Source organism: Pseudomonas sp. RT6P73 (assembly GCF_054897715.1).
In genome coordinates this window covers 6450617-6466187 of record NZ_JBUBUV010000002.1, presented here as the reverse complement: position 1 = coordinate 6466187, position 15571 = coordinate 6450617, and the positions used below count along the sequence as shown (strand labels likewise).

Here is a 15571-nt window from a genome sequence, read left to right as displayed (position 1 = left end):
GCCACGCAAAGGTGCGTTTACGACATGGCGGGAAATGACAGGCCAAGCCCCGTTCTCAAATCAGCGAGAAACCCTGTGGGAGCTGGCTTGCCAGCGATGACGGCATCACATACAGCATTGATGGCGGCTGGCCCATCGCTATCGCTGGCAAGCCAGCTCCCACAGGGTTATGCGGCGATCTGGCGGACGAGTAACAGCAGCAGGAAATGCAGGGGATAGAGTGCATACGCCCAACGGCGCATCGGCGGTGGCTTGAGATGTTTGACATGTCGCAACAAGACCAATCCCAGCAATGGCGCGATCAGACAAGTGGTAATACCGAGGATGGCGGCACCATTCCCAAACCGGGCCGAGTGATACAGCACCTCCCATTGATTGGCCGCCAGGCACACCAGCCCCGGCAACAGGCTGAAGTACCAGGGCCGCTTGATCACCACCAAAATCGCCAGCGGCAGCAGCACCCCGAAAAAGCCAAACATCAGCCACGCAGGAAACAGCGCCGCCAGCGTCAAGGCGCCGACCGCAAGCAGTCGCGATTGCAGCGTATTGCGCTGCCAGCCACGTGCCACCAACAAACCCAGGGCCAACGTGGGCATCACGTTCAAGGTACCGGGGTCTGGAATGTAAATCCGGTAGGGAATTTCGCTGATGGCGCTAAACAACAGCAACCAGCCCAAATATCGCCACTGGCCGTCGGTCGTCACTTCACGGGCCCGCGCCAGGTTGGCCGCCATCGCCAGACAGAACCACGGAAACGCCAGTCGCCCCGGCACATACAGCAGATCGACGGAATAACCGATATATCGCAGGTGATCGAGCACCATGCTCAATAGCGCCAGCCACTTGAGCAGATCCAGTGCCCCATCCCTTTGCGTCATGTGCATAATTGCCCGTCGTCTTTGTATTGTTCTGTCAGACGCATCCCGTGTGCTCCCCGGATGATCTTCGGTAAAGTGCGCACCATCATTGACCACGAGACGCTTCACCATAAGCGTCCCGACCACGGAAAGCAGGGCCATGACCGATAAGAGCCAACAATTCGCCAGCGACAACTATTCCGGTATCTGCCCTGAAGCCTGGGCGGCCATGGAACATGCCAACCACGGCCACCAGCGCGCTTACGGCGACGATGAATGGACCGCTCGCGCGTCCGATGATTTCCGCAAACTGTTCGAAACCGACTGCGAAGTGTTTTTCGCCTTCAACGGCACTGCCGCCAACTCACTGGCCCTGTCGTCGCTGTGCCAGAGTTACCACAGCGTGATCTGCTCGGAAACCGCCCACGTCGAAACCGACGAATGCGGCGCACCGGAATTCTTCTCCAACGGTTCCAAGCTGCTCATTGCCCGCACCGAAAACGGCAAGCTGACCCCGGAATCGATTCGCGAAGTCGCCCTCAAGCGCCAGGACATCCACTACCCGAAACCCCGCGTCGTGACCCTGACCCAGGCCACCGAAGTCGGCAGCGTCTACACCCCGGAAGAAATCCGCGCCATCAGCGTCACCTGCAAAGAGCTGGGCCTGAACCTGCACATGGACGGCGCGCGTTTCTCCAACGCTTGCGCGTTCCTCGGCTGCTCCCCGGCCGACCTGACCTGGAAAGCCGGCGTCGACGTGCTGTGCTTCGGCGGCACGAAAAACGGCATGGCGGTGGGTGAGGCGATTCTGTTCTTCAACCACAAACTGGCCGAAGACTTCGACTACCGTTGCAAACAGGCCGGGCAGCTGGCGTCAAAGATGCGCTTCCTCTCAGCCCCTTGGGTCGGGATCCTGGAAAACGACGCCTGGCTCAAATACGCCCGCCACGCCAACCACTGCGCGCAACTGCTGGCTGAATTGGTCAGCGACATCAAGGGCGTGGAACTGATGTTCCCGGTACAGGCCAACGGCGTATTCCTGCAACTCTCGGAACCGGCCATCGCCGCACTGACCGCCAAGGGCTGGCGCTTCTACACCTTCATCGGCAACGGCGGCGCACGCTTCATGTGCTCGTGGGACACCGAAGAAGAACGCGTCCGTGAACTCGCGGCGGATATCCGCGAAGTCATGTCCCACTAGCCGCAACCCGATCCCCTGTGGCGAGGGAGCTTGCTCCCGCTCGGCTGCGCAGCAGTCGTAAAACCAGCCAATGCGGTCTGCCTGACAGACCGCATCCTCAGTATTTTGGGCCGCTTCGCAGCCCAGCGGGAGCAAGCTCCCTCGCCACAAAAGCTCCCTCGCCACTCATCACAGCGTCTTGGTCTACATTGTCCTGCGAGCCGCTCTATCCGCTCAGACAACAATAACCAGGAGCGTACGCATGTCATTACAAGGTAAAACCCTGTTCATCACCGGCGCCAGCCGTGGGATTGGTCGCGAGATCGCGCTGCGGGCCGCGCGGGACGGGGCCAATATTGTGATTGCCGCGAAAAGCGCCGAACCCCATCCCAAGCTACCCGGTACGATTTTCAGCGTGGCGCAGGAAGTTGAAGCCGCAGGCGGCAAGGCGCTGGCTTTGCAGGTGGATGTACGCGATGAGGTCGCGGTGCGTGACGCATTGGCCCAGGCCAACGAGCATTTCGGCGGTATCGATGCATTGATCAACAATGCCGGGGCGATCAAGTTGACCGGGGTGCAACACATTGAGCTCAAACGCTTCGACCTGATGCACCAGATCAACACCCGCGCCGTGTTGCTGTGCAGCCAGGCGGCGTTGCCTTACTTGAAGAAGAGCAGCGGCCACATCCTCAACCTGTCGCCGCCGCTGAATCTGGCGACCCAGTGGTTTGCCCAGTACAGCCCTTACACCGTGACCAAATACGGCATGAGCATGCTGACGGTGGGCATGAGCGAGGAATTCAAGAACTACGGCATCAGCGTCAATTCGCTGTGGCCGCAGACGATGATTGCGACCGCCGCTATCGAGTTTCAACTGGGGTCACGGGAGTCTTTCAAGCATGCGCGCACGCCTGCAATCATGGCGGATGCCGCCCACGTCATTCTGGACAGCAGCGGTCGCAGCATTACGGGGCGGTTGCTGATTGATGAGGAAATTCTGCGGGAGCACGGCGTGACCGAGTTCGATCATTACCGCTTCGAGCCCGGCAGCAGCGACAAGCTGATGCCAGACTTGTTTATCGATTGAGATATCCACAACCTTTGTAGCAGCTGTCGAGTGAAACGAGGCTGCGATCTTTTGACCTTGAAATTTGAAGTCAAAAGATCGCAGCCTCGTTTCACTCGACAGCTGCTACAAGGTCATCGTGCAGCCATTAAAACTCGATCCGCACGTCCCCCTTCGGCACGCTGCAGCACGACAGGATGTAGCCCTCGGCTTCGTCTTCCTCGGTAATCCCGCCGTTGTGTTCCATCTCGACCTCGCCCCCCAGCTTCAGCACCTTGCACGTGCCGCAGATGCCCATCCCGCAGGCCTTCGGAATCAGCAGGCCGAGCTTGGCCGCCGCCGCATGCACGGTCTCACCTGGGGCCACGCGAATGCTCTTGCCGGAGGAGATAAATTCGACTTGATGCAGGTCCGCCAAATCGATGTCCGGTGCGTCGGCAGCAATTTCGGCCTGTTCCACCGCATCCGCACGGGCTTCCGGCGGCGTGGCGCCGAACGACTCCTCGTGATAACGCGACATGTCGAAGCCGACCGCTTCGAGCATGCGCTTGACCGCGTTCATGTACGGCGTCGGGCCGCAGCAGAACACTTCACGCTCGAGGAAGTCCGGCGCCATCAGTTCGAGCATTTTGTGGTTCAGGTAACCGCGATAACCGGCCCACGGCTCGCCCAAGCCATGCTTCTCGCAGATCAGGTGCAGGCTGAAGTTATCGATCCGCGATGCCATGTGTTCCAGTTCGCGGTGGTAAATGATGTCCTTGGGCGAGCGGGCGCTGTGGATAAACACCATGTCGACGTTGCCGTTGGTGTCGTAGAACCAGCGGGCCATGGACATGACCGGCGTAATGCCGACGCCGCCGCTGAGGTACAACACCTTCGGCGCGGTGAAGTCCATGGCGTTGAACAGCCCGACCGGCCCGTGTACCGCCAGCTCCTGACCTTCATGCAGGGTGTCGTGCAGCCAGTTCGACACCTTGCCGCCCGGCACACGCTTGATCGTTACCGAAAAGCTGTACGGCACCGACGGCGAGCTGGAAATGGTGTAGGAGCGCATGATCGGCACACCTTCGATTTCCAGCTCAAGGGTGACGAACTGTCCCGGTTTAAAGAAGAACAGAATCGGCTGGTCGGCCATAAAGCAGAAGGTGCGCACATCCCAGGTTTCCTGGATGACTTTGACGCAACGGACGATGTGTCGACCGTTGGCCCAGGTCTGGGTGGTTACCGGATTCAGGAAGCTGTTGGACATGCTGTTCTCCACCGCCGATGGTCGGCCTTATGTTGGCGATTCTGCGTATAGCGCGAGCCACCCATTTACCTATCTGCGACATTCACATACTTATCGCGACCAGCCCCCAACTACCGGGGGTTGCGCGTCGGGAACAGATTGGGCCATGTCGCCCATGGATAAGGTTCTGGCCAGCGCGGGCCCCACACTCGCTCCATACCAATACATATTCCTTACACCTTGCGTAGTAACCCTGATTAGCCACTTTCGCCGGCCTCACAGAAAGGCCTTGAGGATCACATCGATGGACGTCACCGCAAAAATCAGCCTGGGCGATCCGCTGGAACCCGCACGCAAGGCCACCGCGCAGATGCTGCAAGAGCGCGAGCGTACTTTCTCGCTGCCGCAGCCGTTTTACTCTGACGAGCGGCTGTTTGATATCGACATGCAGGAAATCTTCCAGAAAGAGTGGTTGATCGCTGGCATGGCCTGCGAAATCCCGACCAAGGGCAACTACCTGACCCTGCAAGTCGGCAAGAACCCGATCATCGTGATTCGTGGCGCTGAAGGCGTGATTCACGCGTTCCACAACGTCTGCCGTCACCGCGGTTCGCGTCTGTGCACCAGTGAAAAAGGCAAGGTTGCCAAGCTGGTTTGCCATTACCACCAGTGGACCTACGAGCTGGACGGTCGCCTGCTTTTCGCCGGTACCGAAATGGGCGCCGACTTCGACATGAAGGAGTACGGCCTCAAACCGGTGAACGTGAAGACCGCCGGCGGCTACATCTTCATCAGCCTCTCGGAAAACCCGCCGGCCATTGATGACTTCCTGTCGACGCTGAACCATTACATGGAACCGTACGACATGGAGAACACCAAGGTGGCGATCACCACCACCTTGATGGAAAAGGCCAACTGGAAACTGGTGCTGGAAAACAACCGCGAGTGCTACCACTGCAACGCGTCGCACCCGGAACTGTTGAAAACCCTGCTGGAATGGGACGACGTCACCGACCCGCGTGCCGACCAGGCCTTCAAGGACCACGTCGCCGCCTCCGCCGCTTCCTGGGAAGCCGAAAAGATTCCTTACGCCCACGCAAGTTTCGGCCTGCGTAACCGCATCGTGCGCATGCCGCTGCTCAAGGGCACCGTGTCGATGACCATCGACGGCAAACAGGGCTGCGCCAAACTCATGGGCCGCATCAAGAACCCGGACCTGGGCTCGATGCGCATCCTGCACCTGCCACACTCGTGGAACCACTGCATGGGCGACCACATTATCGTCTTCACGGTGTGGCCGATCAGCGCTCAGGAAACCATGGTCACCACCAAGTGGATCGTGCACAAAGACGCGGTTGAAGGTGTGGACTACGACGTGGACCGCATGCGTCAGGTCTGGGATGCGACCAACGACCAGGACCGTCGCCTGGCCGAAGAAAACCAGCGCGGCATCAACTCCACGGCGTACCAGCCAGGGCCTTACTCCAAGACCTATGAGTTTGGTGTGGTGAACTTTGTGGATTGGTACAGCGAGCGTCTGCTGAACAACCTGGGCGCGGAACCTGCGCCGTACCTTAAAGGCGTGCCGGTTCAGGGCTAACAGCAAAAGCATCGCGGGCAAGCCCGCTCCCACAAGGATCGGCGGCGTACACACAACTTGTGAACACCCCAATCACTGTGGGAGCGGGCTTGCCCGCGATTGCGTTCTCCAAGACACCGCATCCCTTACTGCAAAACTCCTCTCATCTTAGAACTGTACGAAATATGATCTATTACGTTCAGGCCTATGCGCAACGTGGCTCCCAGCCTTCCGCAAACAACTTATCCACACCTCCACCCACAGCTATTGGGGACAAGTGGGGATTGCTCGAAAATTTCTCTTCATAAAGTGAATAAAAACCGTGACTTATCCAGAAGCAGGGTTTTGAACAACGATTGGTTGTTTTTTGATCTACAGCTTGTGAGGCACGTTCCACGTGGCTTGCAGCGGATGGCGAACACCTTATCCACAGAAGCGCCAACAGACTTTGGGGGCAACTTTCACGAATCTGTGGAAAACCCTCGAAAACCGCGAAAAATCAGGGTTTGCGAGCGGTTTACCATCCAAAACCGTTGATTTGATCGTTTTTTAATCACCCATCGGATAAGCCCGGTTTATATAGCCTGTAGAGGACAGCGAACATCTTATCCACAGATGCGCTAACAGAGATTGGGGGCAAGTATTGGCGCGCGGGCAAAGTTATCCTCTGGAAAAAGCTCGAAAAAACCGTGAGTTAGCCTGGTTGTTTTTTGTACGAAGGGTTGCAGGGCTTGGTTTGTATGGGGTGTAGCGAGGGGTGAACATGTTATCCACAGAAGCGCTAACAGGGATTGTGGGTAAAACTGATCAGAGCCTGTTGAAACACGATCGGCCAGAGTCGATGTCCAGATTGAGCTCAAAGTCATCGAATGCGCGCCACCCGAACAGAATCGAAGGCACGTACCGCCCCGCCAACAACGACGGCGGAATCGTAAAGCTCGGGTAGTGTTTATAAGTGACCGTTGCGGTATGCCCTGACAGATTCAACTCGCCCTGGAAGGTTTGGGAGTGGGGCTTGGCGGCGACGTGAACGGGTGAGCTGCCCGGCAAGGCGGACGTCAAGTAATCAACGTTGCCGGTGTCGATAATCCCCAGGGTTGCCCGACGATCCAGCCGTGCGGCAATGGTCAATCGTTGATTGATGTCCATGCGCGTATACGTGATCTGTGAATCACATCGGGCGGGAGGTTGGGCATTAAGTTCCAGGGTGTTCTTCGTTATTTTCAGGCGCCCCAACTTACCGATCAGGTCCAGCCCCAACAGGTTGTCCCGGTCACTGACAAACACCAGCACATTCCTGAATTCACTGGCGCCGATCTTTAACGACTTGAGGATCCCGAGTTTGGCCGACAGGTCACGTTCACCGTAAAACGTGCTGTAGCCATAGTGAGAGTCGGTTAACAGCTTGATCCCCATCCGCTTCGCAGTGTCGGCGTTGACCCGGGTTTGAGGCGCTCCGGTGTCCAGAATGAAGCGTGACGAAAAGCCATTGGCCGCTGTGACATCGATATAGGGCAGCACCTCGTCAATCACGTACTCGTCACTGGCGTAAGGGTAAATCGCCAGGACTTCGTGACGCTTCGTTCTCTCCACGGAAAAATCCGCGACCGTGCGCAAAGTCGCGATCGACTGGCTGCCGAACATGGAAAACAACACGTTGAGTTCGGGGTCGATCGCGATTGCCCGGGCATGACGACGATTGATCGCCAGATAGTAGTCGGGAAGTTGGTTGGCGGCTTTGGTCTCGAAGATTCGGGCGAACACGGACACTGAACAATTGAGGTTTTCATCAGCAGCCGCCACCTTGTCGCACTGCTGCTGCATCTGCGCCAGGGAGGCTGTTTGTCCCTGTTTCGACGCTAGCCATTGGTAAAAATCTGGTTCTTCTTGGCTGGAACCCGCCGTCGAACCCGTGGACACACTCAGAAGCACCATCACGGCACCGATCAGACATGTATCACGGCGACTGACCGCGTTCATGGTCAACCCATTGTTGAAAACGAGTTTTATGAATTAGCGCTGCTGCCGCGTTGGGCAACTCATAGTGAAATGTAGCTCACTAGGGCCGATACATCAGGTAGGCCTCGCCCGTGACCCGAATCATCGGATGGGGTGTGATCTGGCAGGTGTCGACGATACGAAAGCCATGGCGCTCGTAAAACCGACGGGCGCCGGTGTTGGCGGCGTAGTCGATCAGGCTCAAGCCATTGAGCCCGAGCTGGTTGGCACGGTCGTAGGCGTAGGCGAGGAATTGCTTGCCCAGGCCCAGGTTCCGCCAACCCTCGTGCAGCGCCAGGCTGGAGATGTAGAGGGTGTCGGGGATTTCCATCTTCGCGTAAGGCGCCAGGACCGGATCGGTCGTCGGCTCTGCCAGCGGATCGTGACGCATCACGTAGCTGTGCAGCATGCCGATGACGTTGCCATCGGACTCGGCAATCAGGCAGTTCTGGTAGGAAAAATCCACGTCGTCACGGGCGTAACGAATGGCACCTACGTCCAGCAGATCCTGACCGGGCTGTGCCAGTTGGCTCCAGATGTAATCGGCAGCACCCTCCGATGTGATTTGAAACAGACGCGCAATCTCACGCGCATCCGCGCGCACTGCCGAACGAAATTCAACTGCCATTTTTCCCCCTGTGGGAGCGAGCCGGCTCCGGGCGGCGTTCCGACGATAGCGGTGAGTCAGTCAACATCCCAGGCGGCTGAACCACCGCTATCGTCGGAACGCCGCCCGGAGCAGGCTCGCTCCCACATTATTAGTTCTGCGCTGATTTTCGGTTAGCGGACCACGCCTTCTTCGATCAGCAAATTGAGAATCGCCTCAGCCCCCGCCTCGGCGCTCAACCCCTTGAGCACCTGCCCACCGCCGCCACTGGCCTTGGCCGTTGCCGCTTTCATCCGGTCCGCACCGCTCTTGGCCTTGATTACCTTCAAGCGTTTAGGCCGTGGCTTGGCTGGTTGCAACGTGGCGACGGCCAGCAATTCATCGTCGATCACTTCGACTTCATCCGCCTGCAGTACCCCACGCCGCGCCGGGCCATAGGCGCTCTGCCGAGGCTTCGGTGCCGCGTTATCCACAGTGGCAAGAAACGGCAGACGAACCTTCAAACGCCGACGCTGACCACGGGGCAAAGCTTGCAAAACCAGCGCCGAACTGCCATCGATGGATTCCACCTGAGCCAGCCCGACCACCAGCGGCCAGCCGAGGTTTTCCGCCAGCAGGAACGGCAACATGCCCGAGCCCTCACCGGTTTCCGCCTGGCTGCCGGTCAGCACCACCTGAGCTCCGGTGTCACGCAAATACGCAGTCAATGCCGGCAATGCATCGGCACCTTCGGGCTGCTCCAGCACATGCAATTGCTCCAGGCCCATGCCCAGATACGCGCGCAGCGCCGGTTCCGCGACGTCGCCGGCATGCAGCACTTGCAGGTTATCCCCAGCCAGTTGCAGACCCAGTTCCACCGCGCGCGCATCCTGCTCCGCACGACGTGGCCGGCCGGAGGTCGGGTGGGCGCCGATGGACACCAGGCTGATGATTTTCGTGCTCATAACCCTTTCCTTTCCTTAAGCCGCATCGCGCTTGGCTTCGTTGCGGTAAGCCTCTACCGCTGCGATCAAGGCTTGAAGAATCTCGGCGCTTTCGCCGATCACCGACAGGTCGGCCCGTTTGATCATGTCGCAGCCAGGGTCGAGGTTGATCGCCACCACCTTGTCGCAGGCACCGATGCCTTGCAGGTGCTGGATCGCCCCGGAAATCCCCACCGCCACGTAAACCCGCGCGGTGACCCAGGTGCCGGACGCGCCAACCTGACGGTCGCGGGCCATGAAACCATCGTCCACTGCCACACGAGATGCGCCTTCGGTGGCGCCGAGGGCTTCGGCGGCCCTGTGGAAAAGTCCCCAGTCCTTGACGCCGTTGCCGCCGGAGAAGATGAACTCGGCCTCGGCCATCGGAATCGCCGCCGGATCCACTGCCACGGCGCCCAGATCCTCGATCCGCGACAAGCTGCGTGCGACGGCTGTGGATAACTCCACCAGCAAGGCTTCGTGCCGGGTTTCGCTGACCGGTTCGGCGCATTCGACGGCGGCCAGAATCAACCGGGCAACCGGGCGCGCAAGGTCTTGTAACCCGGCGCCGGCGCGGCCGATGCATTCCTCATCCTTGACCTGCCAGACCCTCGTGGCCGGGCGTTCGCCCAGCGCAGCGGCAAAGCGACGACCCAGTTCACCACCACCGCTGCGGCTATCGGGCAGCAGCCAATGACGCGGGTTGAACTGGTTATCCACAGCCCGCAGGCCCTGGACCCTTTGCTCCGGTGCATAACCGCTGAATTCGTCGCCATCCAGCACCAGCAAGCGATCGACGCCTGCGGTGGCGAAGGCGTTTTCCTTGTGTTCGCCGAAGACCACGACCAGTACCGCGCCGTCGTTGCCGGCCAATTGATGGGCCAGGCCTAGCAAATCGCGGTCGTGGCTGCTCAAGCGGCCGCCGACCATGTCTGGCACCACGCTGATGTAAAACGCAGGTGCAGGCACTTGGTGCAACGGCAGTTGCACTTCAACCGCGGCCGAGCGTTTGCTCGCCCCGCCCTGTTGAGCGCCGCTGCGGTCGATCCGTTTGATGCCATTGGGGCCGATAAAACCGATGCCATGGGGATTCTTGCGGATGACGCCATTAGGCCCCATCCAACTGTGTTGCGCCGGCTGCATGGCCGCGTGCAGCGGGTGCAGGCGGTTGCGGGCGATCCATTCGGCGCGTGGGTCGCGGCGGATAATGTCGCTCATCAGTGGGCCTCCGCAGGTTCACGTTGGGCCGGTTTCGTCGGCTTGCTCGGGGCAGCGTCTTCGAGCAACGCGTCCGCCACCAGTTCGGCGATGTCCTTGATCAGCGGACGCGGTTCGACCACGCCTTCAAGCATCGCGGTGCATTGTGGACAACCCACGGCCACCAGTTCGGCGCCGGTTTCGCGGATGTCTTCCATGCGCATGTCAGGGATCCGCTGCTTGCCCGGAATGTCGGTGATCGGCGCACCGCCGCCACCGCCGCAGCAGCGCGAGCGGAAACCGGAGCGTTGCATTTCCTTGATCTCGATTCCGAGGGCACGCAGCACTTCACGCGGCGCCTCGTATTCGCCGTTGTAGCGGCCGAGGTAGCACGGGTCGTGATAAGTCACGCTGCTGCCTTTGTGCTGGCCGAGGTTCAGGGCGCCAGCGCCGATGATTTCGGCCATGTAGGTGCTGTGGTGCTGCACGAGGTAGTTGCCGTCGAAGGCACCGTATTCGTTTTTCAGCACGTGGAAGCTGTGCGGATCGCAGGTGACGATGCGGTTGAAGCTGTATTTCGCCAGGGTCTGGATGTTGCGTTTGGCCAACAGCTGGAAGGTCGCTTCGTCGCCCAGACGTCGGGCTACGTCACCGCTGTCGCGTTCTTCAAGGCCCAGCACGGCGAAGTCGACCTTGGCCGCTTTCAGCACTTTGACGAAGGCGCGCAGGGTGCGCTGGTTGCGCATGTCGAAGGCGCCGTCGCCAACCCAGAACAGCACGTCGACCGACTTCTTCTCGCTCATCAGATTGAGGTTCAAGTCCGCCGCCCAGTTCATCCGCCCGCCCGGCGCGAAGCCGCCTGGGTTGTCGGTGGCGATCAGGTTTTCCAGGACTTCGGCGCCCTTGTTCGGTGTTGCGCCTTTTTCCAGGGTCAGATGGCGGCGCATGTCGACGATGGCGTCAACGTGCTCGATCATCATCGGGCATTCCTCGACGCAGGCACGGCAGGTAGTGCAGGACCACAAGGTTTCAGCGTCGACCAGACCGTTGACGATCGGTTGATGCGGATTCCCGGCGTGTTCGCCGATGGCTTTACCCGGATACGGGCTGCCGGCGAATTTGGCGTCGGTGCCACCGGCGAGGCCGACGACCATGTCTTGAATCAGTTTTTTCGGGTTCAACGGCTGACCGGCGGCGAACGCCGGGCACGCAGCTTCGCATTTACCACACTGCACGCAGGCGTCGAAGCCGAGCAGTTGGTTCCAGGTGAAATCCTTGGGTTTTTCCACGCCCAGTGGCGCGTTTGGATCGTTCAAGTCCAGCGGTTTCAAACCGGTGGAACGGCCACCGCCAAAACGCTCGGCGCGACGGTGCCAGGCCAGGTGCAGGGCACCGGCGAAGGCATGCTTCATTGGCCCGCCCCAGGTCATGCCGAAGAACAGTTCGCTGACGCCCCACAGCACACCGACGAAGAGGATCGCCGCCACTACCCAGCCACCGAAGTTTTCCGGAAGGATGCCGGCGACTGGCAGGGTCAACAGGAAGAAACTCGCGGAGAACGCCAACAGGCTTTTCGGCAGGCGCATCCACGACCCTTTGGACAGGCGAGCCGGTGGGTTGCGACGACGCAGGTACACAAAGATCGCACCGACGAACATCACCACGGTCATCAACAACAGCGCGTAACCGAGAATGCGGTTATGCAGGCCAAACCCGTGAACCAGAATCGCCAGCACGATAGACGCCACTGCGCCACCGGCCGTGGCCACGTGGGTGTTGGCGATGTATTTGTCCCGCGCCACGACGTGGTGCAAATCGACCATGTAGCGCTTGGGCATGGCGAACAGGCCGCCGATCAGGTCGACTTTCGACGCCCGGCCTCGACGCCACATAGCCACCCGCCGCAACGCGCCGAGGGCAGCGAGGCCCAGGGCAGCGAACAACAGGATTGGAAGAAGGGTGTTCAACATGGTGGAGCTCCCAAAGACCTCGGGGTCTTGCAGGCCAAACTACCTGGATGCCTTGCTCGATTCCCTGTAGGAGCGAGGCTTGCCCGCGAAGGCGATGGATCAGCCGACATCAATGTTGAATGTCAGGACGCCTTCGCGGGCAAGCCTCGCTCCTACAAGGGTTATCCACAAGCTCTTAGAAATCCTTGCACAACCGCAGGGCGTCGTAGATCGCCGCGTGGGTGTTGCGCTGCGCCACGCAGTCGCCGATGCGGAACAGCAAGTAGCCGTCGCCCGCCTGGCTCAGCGAAGGTTGTGGCTTGATCGCGAACAGGGCTTCGATGTCCATCTGGCCTTTGTTGCGCGAGCCTTCCTTCAGGGCGTAGTAGATTTCTTCGTCCGGACGCACGCCGTTTTCGACGACCACCTGGTCCACCACCCGCTCCTCTTTGGCGCCGGTGTATTCGTTCTCCAGCACCGCCACCAGCTTGTCGCCTTCGCGGTAGACCTTCTCCAGCATCATGTCGCCGGTCATGATCACTTCTTTGGGGTACATGCTGCGGTAGTACGTCGGGAACGAGGTGCCGCCAATCGCTACGCCCGGTTTAATGTCGTCGGTGACAATCTCGACCTGGCTGCCCTTGTCGGCGAGGAAGTCGGCGGTCGACATCCCGGTGAACTCGCAAATGGTGTCGTAGACCAGCACGTTCTTGCCCGGAGCGACCTTGCCGTCGAGGATGTCCCAGCTGCTGACCACCAGGCCTTCAGCCGCGCCCCAGTGTTCGTTCTGCTCCAGAAACGGATGACCGCCGACCGCGAGTACCACTACGTCCGGACGCAGGTCGAGAATGGTCGCTGCATCCGCCGCCACGCCCAGGCGCAGGTCGACTTTCAGACGCGCCAGTTCCAGCTGGAACCAGCGCGTGATACCGGCAATCTGGTCCCGCTGCGGGGCTTTCGAAGCGGTGGTGATCTGCCCGCCGATGAATTCTTTCTTCTCGAACAGGGTCACGTCGTGGCCACGTTCGGCCGACACGCGAGCGGCTTCCATCCCGGCGGGGCCGGCACCGACCACCACAACTTTGCGCTTCACACCAGTCGATTTCTCGATGATGTGCGGCACGCCCATGTATTCACGGGACGTCGCGGCGTTCTGGATGCACAGCACGTCCAGGCCTTGATACTGACGGTCGATGCAGTAGTTGGCGCCGACGCATTGCTTGATCTGGTCAACCTGACCCATCTTGATCTTGGCGATCAGGTGCGGGTCGGCGATGTGGGCGCGGGTCATGCCGACCATATCCACGTAGCCGCCTTCCAGAATGCGGGTCGCCTGGTTCGGGTCCTTGATGTTCTGCGCGTGCAAAACAGGGGCCTTGACCACTTCTTTGATACCGGCGGCCAAATGCAGGAACGGCTCCGGTGGATAACTCATGTTGGGGATAACGTTGGCCAGGGTGTTGTGGGTGTCGCACCCCGAACCCACCACGCCGATGAAGTCGATCATGCCGGTGTCGTCGTAGTACTTGGCGATCTGCTTCATGTCCTCGTGGGACAAGCCGTCCGGGTGGAATTCATCACCGCACAGACGGATGCCGACGCAGAAGTCCGGACCAACTTCAGCCCGCACAGCCTTGATCACCTCCAGGCCAAAACGCATGCGATTTTCGAAGCTGCCGCCCCATTCGTCGGTACGTTTGTTGACCCGTGGGCTCCAGAACTGGTCGATCATGTGCTGGTGCACGGCCGACAGTTCGACGCCGTCCAGGCCACCGGCCTTGGCGCGGCCAGCCGCAGTGGCGTAGTTGCCGATTACCCGCCAGATTTCTTCCGGCTCGATGGTTTTGCAGGTCGCACGGTGTACCGGTTCACGGATGCCCGACGGCGACAGCAGGGTTGGCCAATGCTCGCCGTCCCAACGCGAGCGTCGGCCCATGTGAGTAATCTGGATCATGATCTTGGCGCCATGCTTGTGCATGGCATCCGCCAGGTTCTGGAAGTGCGGAATGATCCGGTCGTCGGCCAGGTTGACCGACTTCCACCAGCCTTGCGGGCTGTCGATGGCCACGCTGGAGGAACCGCCGCAAATCGCCAGGCCGATCCCGCCCTTGGCTTTCTCTTCGTAATACTTGACGTACCGGTCGGTGGTCATGCCGCCGTCGGTGGCATAGACCTCGGCGTGCGCGGTGCTAAGCACACGGTTGCGGATGGTCAGTTTGCCGATCTGGATCGGCTGGAACATTGCTTCGAAAGCCATGGCGGGTTCCTCGACTTACAACGGCTTGACGGTGAACAAACCGTCGTCGTGGCCTTCTTCGGAGCCACCGTAAACCTGTTCGGCAACGGTGCGGATCTTGCTGCCGCGAGCTTGCAGAATCTGGTCCATGGCACCGGCAAACCAGCCCGTGAACATGTAGTCGACCTTACGCCCGACCTTGCCGTACACGTAGACGAACGCCGAGTGTTCGAGCTTGACGCTGGCGGTGCCTTTGTCGAGGTCGATGTCCTGAATCTTGAACAGGCCCCAGCCGCGCTGCGACAGGCGCTTCATGTAGTGCTCAAATACCGCAACGCCTTCCAGGCCGTGGCATTCAGCTTCTTTTTCACACCAGTGCCAGGCGGATTTGTAGCCAGCCTTGTAGAGGATCTCGGCGTAGGCTTCGGCACCCAGCACTTCCTCGATGCCCATGTGGTTGTTGACGAAGAAATGACGCGGCACGTACAGCATTGGCAGGGCGTCGGAGGTCCAGACACCGGTTTCGCTGTCGACTTCGATTGGCAATTGCGGGGCGATCTTGGCCATGCTTAAAACTCCGGAATTCATAATGTTGAGGCGATAGGTAGCCGTAGCAGCTGTCGAGCCTGCGAGGCTGCGTTGGGCTGCGAAGCGGCCCCCGAGGGCGGTCCTGCGGACCGCAACGCAGCCTCGTGCCTCGGCAGCTGCTACA

Annotated in this window: 12 protein-coding genes; 3 read left to right on the top strand and 9 right to left on the bottom strand. The window is 59.9% G+C overall.

Translation table 11 applies throughout. The features are described 5' to 3' along the window. Positions 1-167: 167 nt before the first annotated feature. The gene (locus ACYZT6_RS29720) at positions 168-884 is read right to left on the bottom strand and encodes a TraX family protein (RefSeq protein WP_462029723.1); all 717 of its coding nucleotides are present in this window, start codon (positions 882-884) and stop codon (positions 168-170) included. A gap of 133 nt (positions 885-1017) precedes the next feature. On the opposite strand from ACYZT6_RS29720, the gene ACYZT6_RS29715 reads away from it, so the two are divergent. Beyond that, complete coding sequence (locus tag ACYZT6_RS29715; protein ID WP_462029722.1) at positions 1018-2058, top strand: threonine aldolase family protein; 1041 nt, start codon at positions 1018-1020, stop codon at positions 2056-2058. A gap of 241 nt (positions 2059-2299) precedes the next feature. Then, complete coding sequence (locus ACYZT6_RS29710; protein ID WP_462029721.1) at positions 2300-3124, top strand: SDR family oxidoreductase; 825 nt, start codon at positions 2300-2302, stop codon at positions 3122-3124. A gap of 127 nt (positions 3125-3251) precedes the next feature. On the opposite strand, the gene gbcB is transcribed toward ACYZT6_RS29710, so the two are convergent. Beyond that, positions 3252-4352: a glycine-betaine demethylase subunit GbcB gene (gbcB, locus tag ACYZT6_RS29705; RefSeq protein ID WP_462029720.1), complete on the bottom strand. Its 1101-nt coding sequence runs from the start codon at positions 4350-4352 to the stop codon at positions 3252-3254. 283 nt (positions 4353-4635) lie between these two features. On the opposite strand from gbcB, the gene gbcA reads away from it, so the two are divergent. Further along, complete coding sequence (gene gbcA, locus ACYZT6_RS29700) at positions 4636-5931, top strand: glycine-betaine demethylase subunit GbcA (RefSeq protein WP_462029719.1); 1296 nt, start codon at positions 4636-4638, stop codon at positions 5929-5931. 786 nt (positions 5932-6717) lie between these two features. Here gbcA and ACYZT6_RS29695 read toward each other — a convergent pair. The 7 genes from ACYZT6_RS29695 to ACYZT6_RS29665 all read right to left on the bottom strand — a co-directional run bounded on the left by ACYZT6_RS29695 (position 6718) and on the right by ACYZT6_RS29665 (position 15426). Continuing rightward, entirely contained in the window at positions 6718-7890 is a 1173-nt protein-coding gene (locus ACYZT6_RS29695) for a retroviral-like aspartic protease family protein (RefSeq protein WP_462029718.1), read from the bottom strand. A gap of 79 nt (positions 7891-7969) precedes the next feature. After that, positions 7970-8536, bottom strand: a complete 567-nt coding sequence (locus tag ACYZT6_RS29690; protein WP_462029717.1) for a GNAT family N-acetyltransferase — start codon at positions 8534-8536, stop codon at positions 7970-7972. Between the two features lie 152 nt (positions 8537-8688). Continuing rightward, a complete protein-coding gene (gene etfB, locus ACYZT6_RS29685) occupies positions 8689-9459 on the bottom strand; it encodes an electron transfer flavoprotein subunit beta (protein WP_462029716.1) in 771 nt (256 codons plus the stop codon). Positions 9460-9474: 15 nt separating this feature from the next. Further along, entirely contained in the window at positions 9475-10695 is a 1221-nt protein-coding gene (gene etfA / locus ACYZT6_RS29680) for an electron transfer flavoprotein subunit alpha (RefSeq protein ID WP_462029715.1), read from the bottom strand. After that, complete coding sequence (gene dgcB / locus ACYZT6_RS29675) at positions 10695-12644, bottom strand: dimethylglycine demethylation protein DgcB (protein ID WP_462029714.1); 1950 nt, start codon at positions 12642-12644, stop codon at positions 10695-10697. Before dgcB ends, etfA begins: the two co-directional genes overlap by 1 nt. Positions 12645-12819: 175 nt before the next feature. Next, on the bottom strand, positions 12820-14880 hold the full coding sequence (gene dgcA, locus ACYZT6_RS29670; RefSeq protein WP_309675375.1) for a dimethylglycine demethylation protein DgcA: 2061 nt from the start codon (positions 14878-14880) through the stop codon (positions 12820-12822). Between the two features lie 15 nt (positions 14881-14895). Then, complete coding sequence (locus ACYZT6_RS29665; RefSeq protein ID WP_007947752.1) at positions 14896-15426, bottom strand: DUF5943 domain-containing protein; 531 nt, start codon at positions 15424-15426, stop codon at positions 14896-14898. Between the last annotated feature and the right edge of the window lie 145 nt (positions 15427-15571).

Coding starts and splice junctions, on each gene's coding strand:
- ACYZT6_RS29695 (WP_462029718.1), bottom strand. CDS start 7,890: ATGAACGCGGTCAGTCGCCGTGATACATGTCTGATCGGTGCCGTGATG.
- dgcB (WP_462029714.1), bottom strand. CDS start 12,644: ATGTTGAACACCCTTCTTCCAATCCTGTTGTTCGCTGCCCTGGGCCTC.
- dgcA (WP_309675375.1), bottom strand. CDS start 14,880: ATGGCTTTCGAAGCAATGTTCCAGCCGATCCAGATCGGCAAACTGACC.
- ACYZT6_RS29665 (WP_007947752.1), bottom strand. CDS start 15,426: ATGGCCAAGATCGCCCCGCAATTGCCAATCGAAGTCGACAGCGAAACC.
- ACYZT6_RS29715 (WP_462029722.1), top strand. CDS start 1,018: ATGACCGATAAGAGCCAACAATTCGCCAGCGACAACTATTCCGGTATC.
- ACYZT6_RS29710 (WP_462029721.1), top strand. CDS start 2,300: ATGTCATTACAAGGTAAAACCCTGTTCATCACCGGCGCCAGCCGTGGG.
- gbcB (WP_462029720.1), bottom strand. CDS start 4,352: ATGTCCAACAGCTTCCTGAATCCGGTAACCACCCAGACCTGGGCCAAC.
- etfB (WP_462029716.1), bottom strand. CDS start 9,459: ATGAGCACGAAAATCATCAGCCTGGTGTCCATCGGCGCCCACCCGACC.
- etfA (WP_462029715.1), bottom strand. CDS start 10,695: ATGAGCGACATTATCCGCCGCGACCCACGCGCCGAATGGATCGCCCGC.
- ACYZT6_RS29690 (WP_462029717.1), bottom strand. CDS start 8,536: ATGGCAGTTGAATTTCGTTCGGCAGTGCGCGCGGATGCGCGTGAGATT.
- gbcA (WP_462029719.1), top strand. CDS start 4,636: ATGGACGTCACCGCAAAAATCAGCCTGGGCGATCCGCTGGAACCCGCA.
- ACYZT6_RS29720 (WP_462029723.1), bottom strand. CDS start 884: ATGCACATGACGCAAAGGGATGGGGCACTGGATCTGCTCAAGTGGCTG.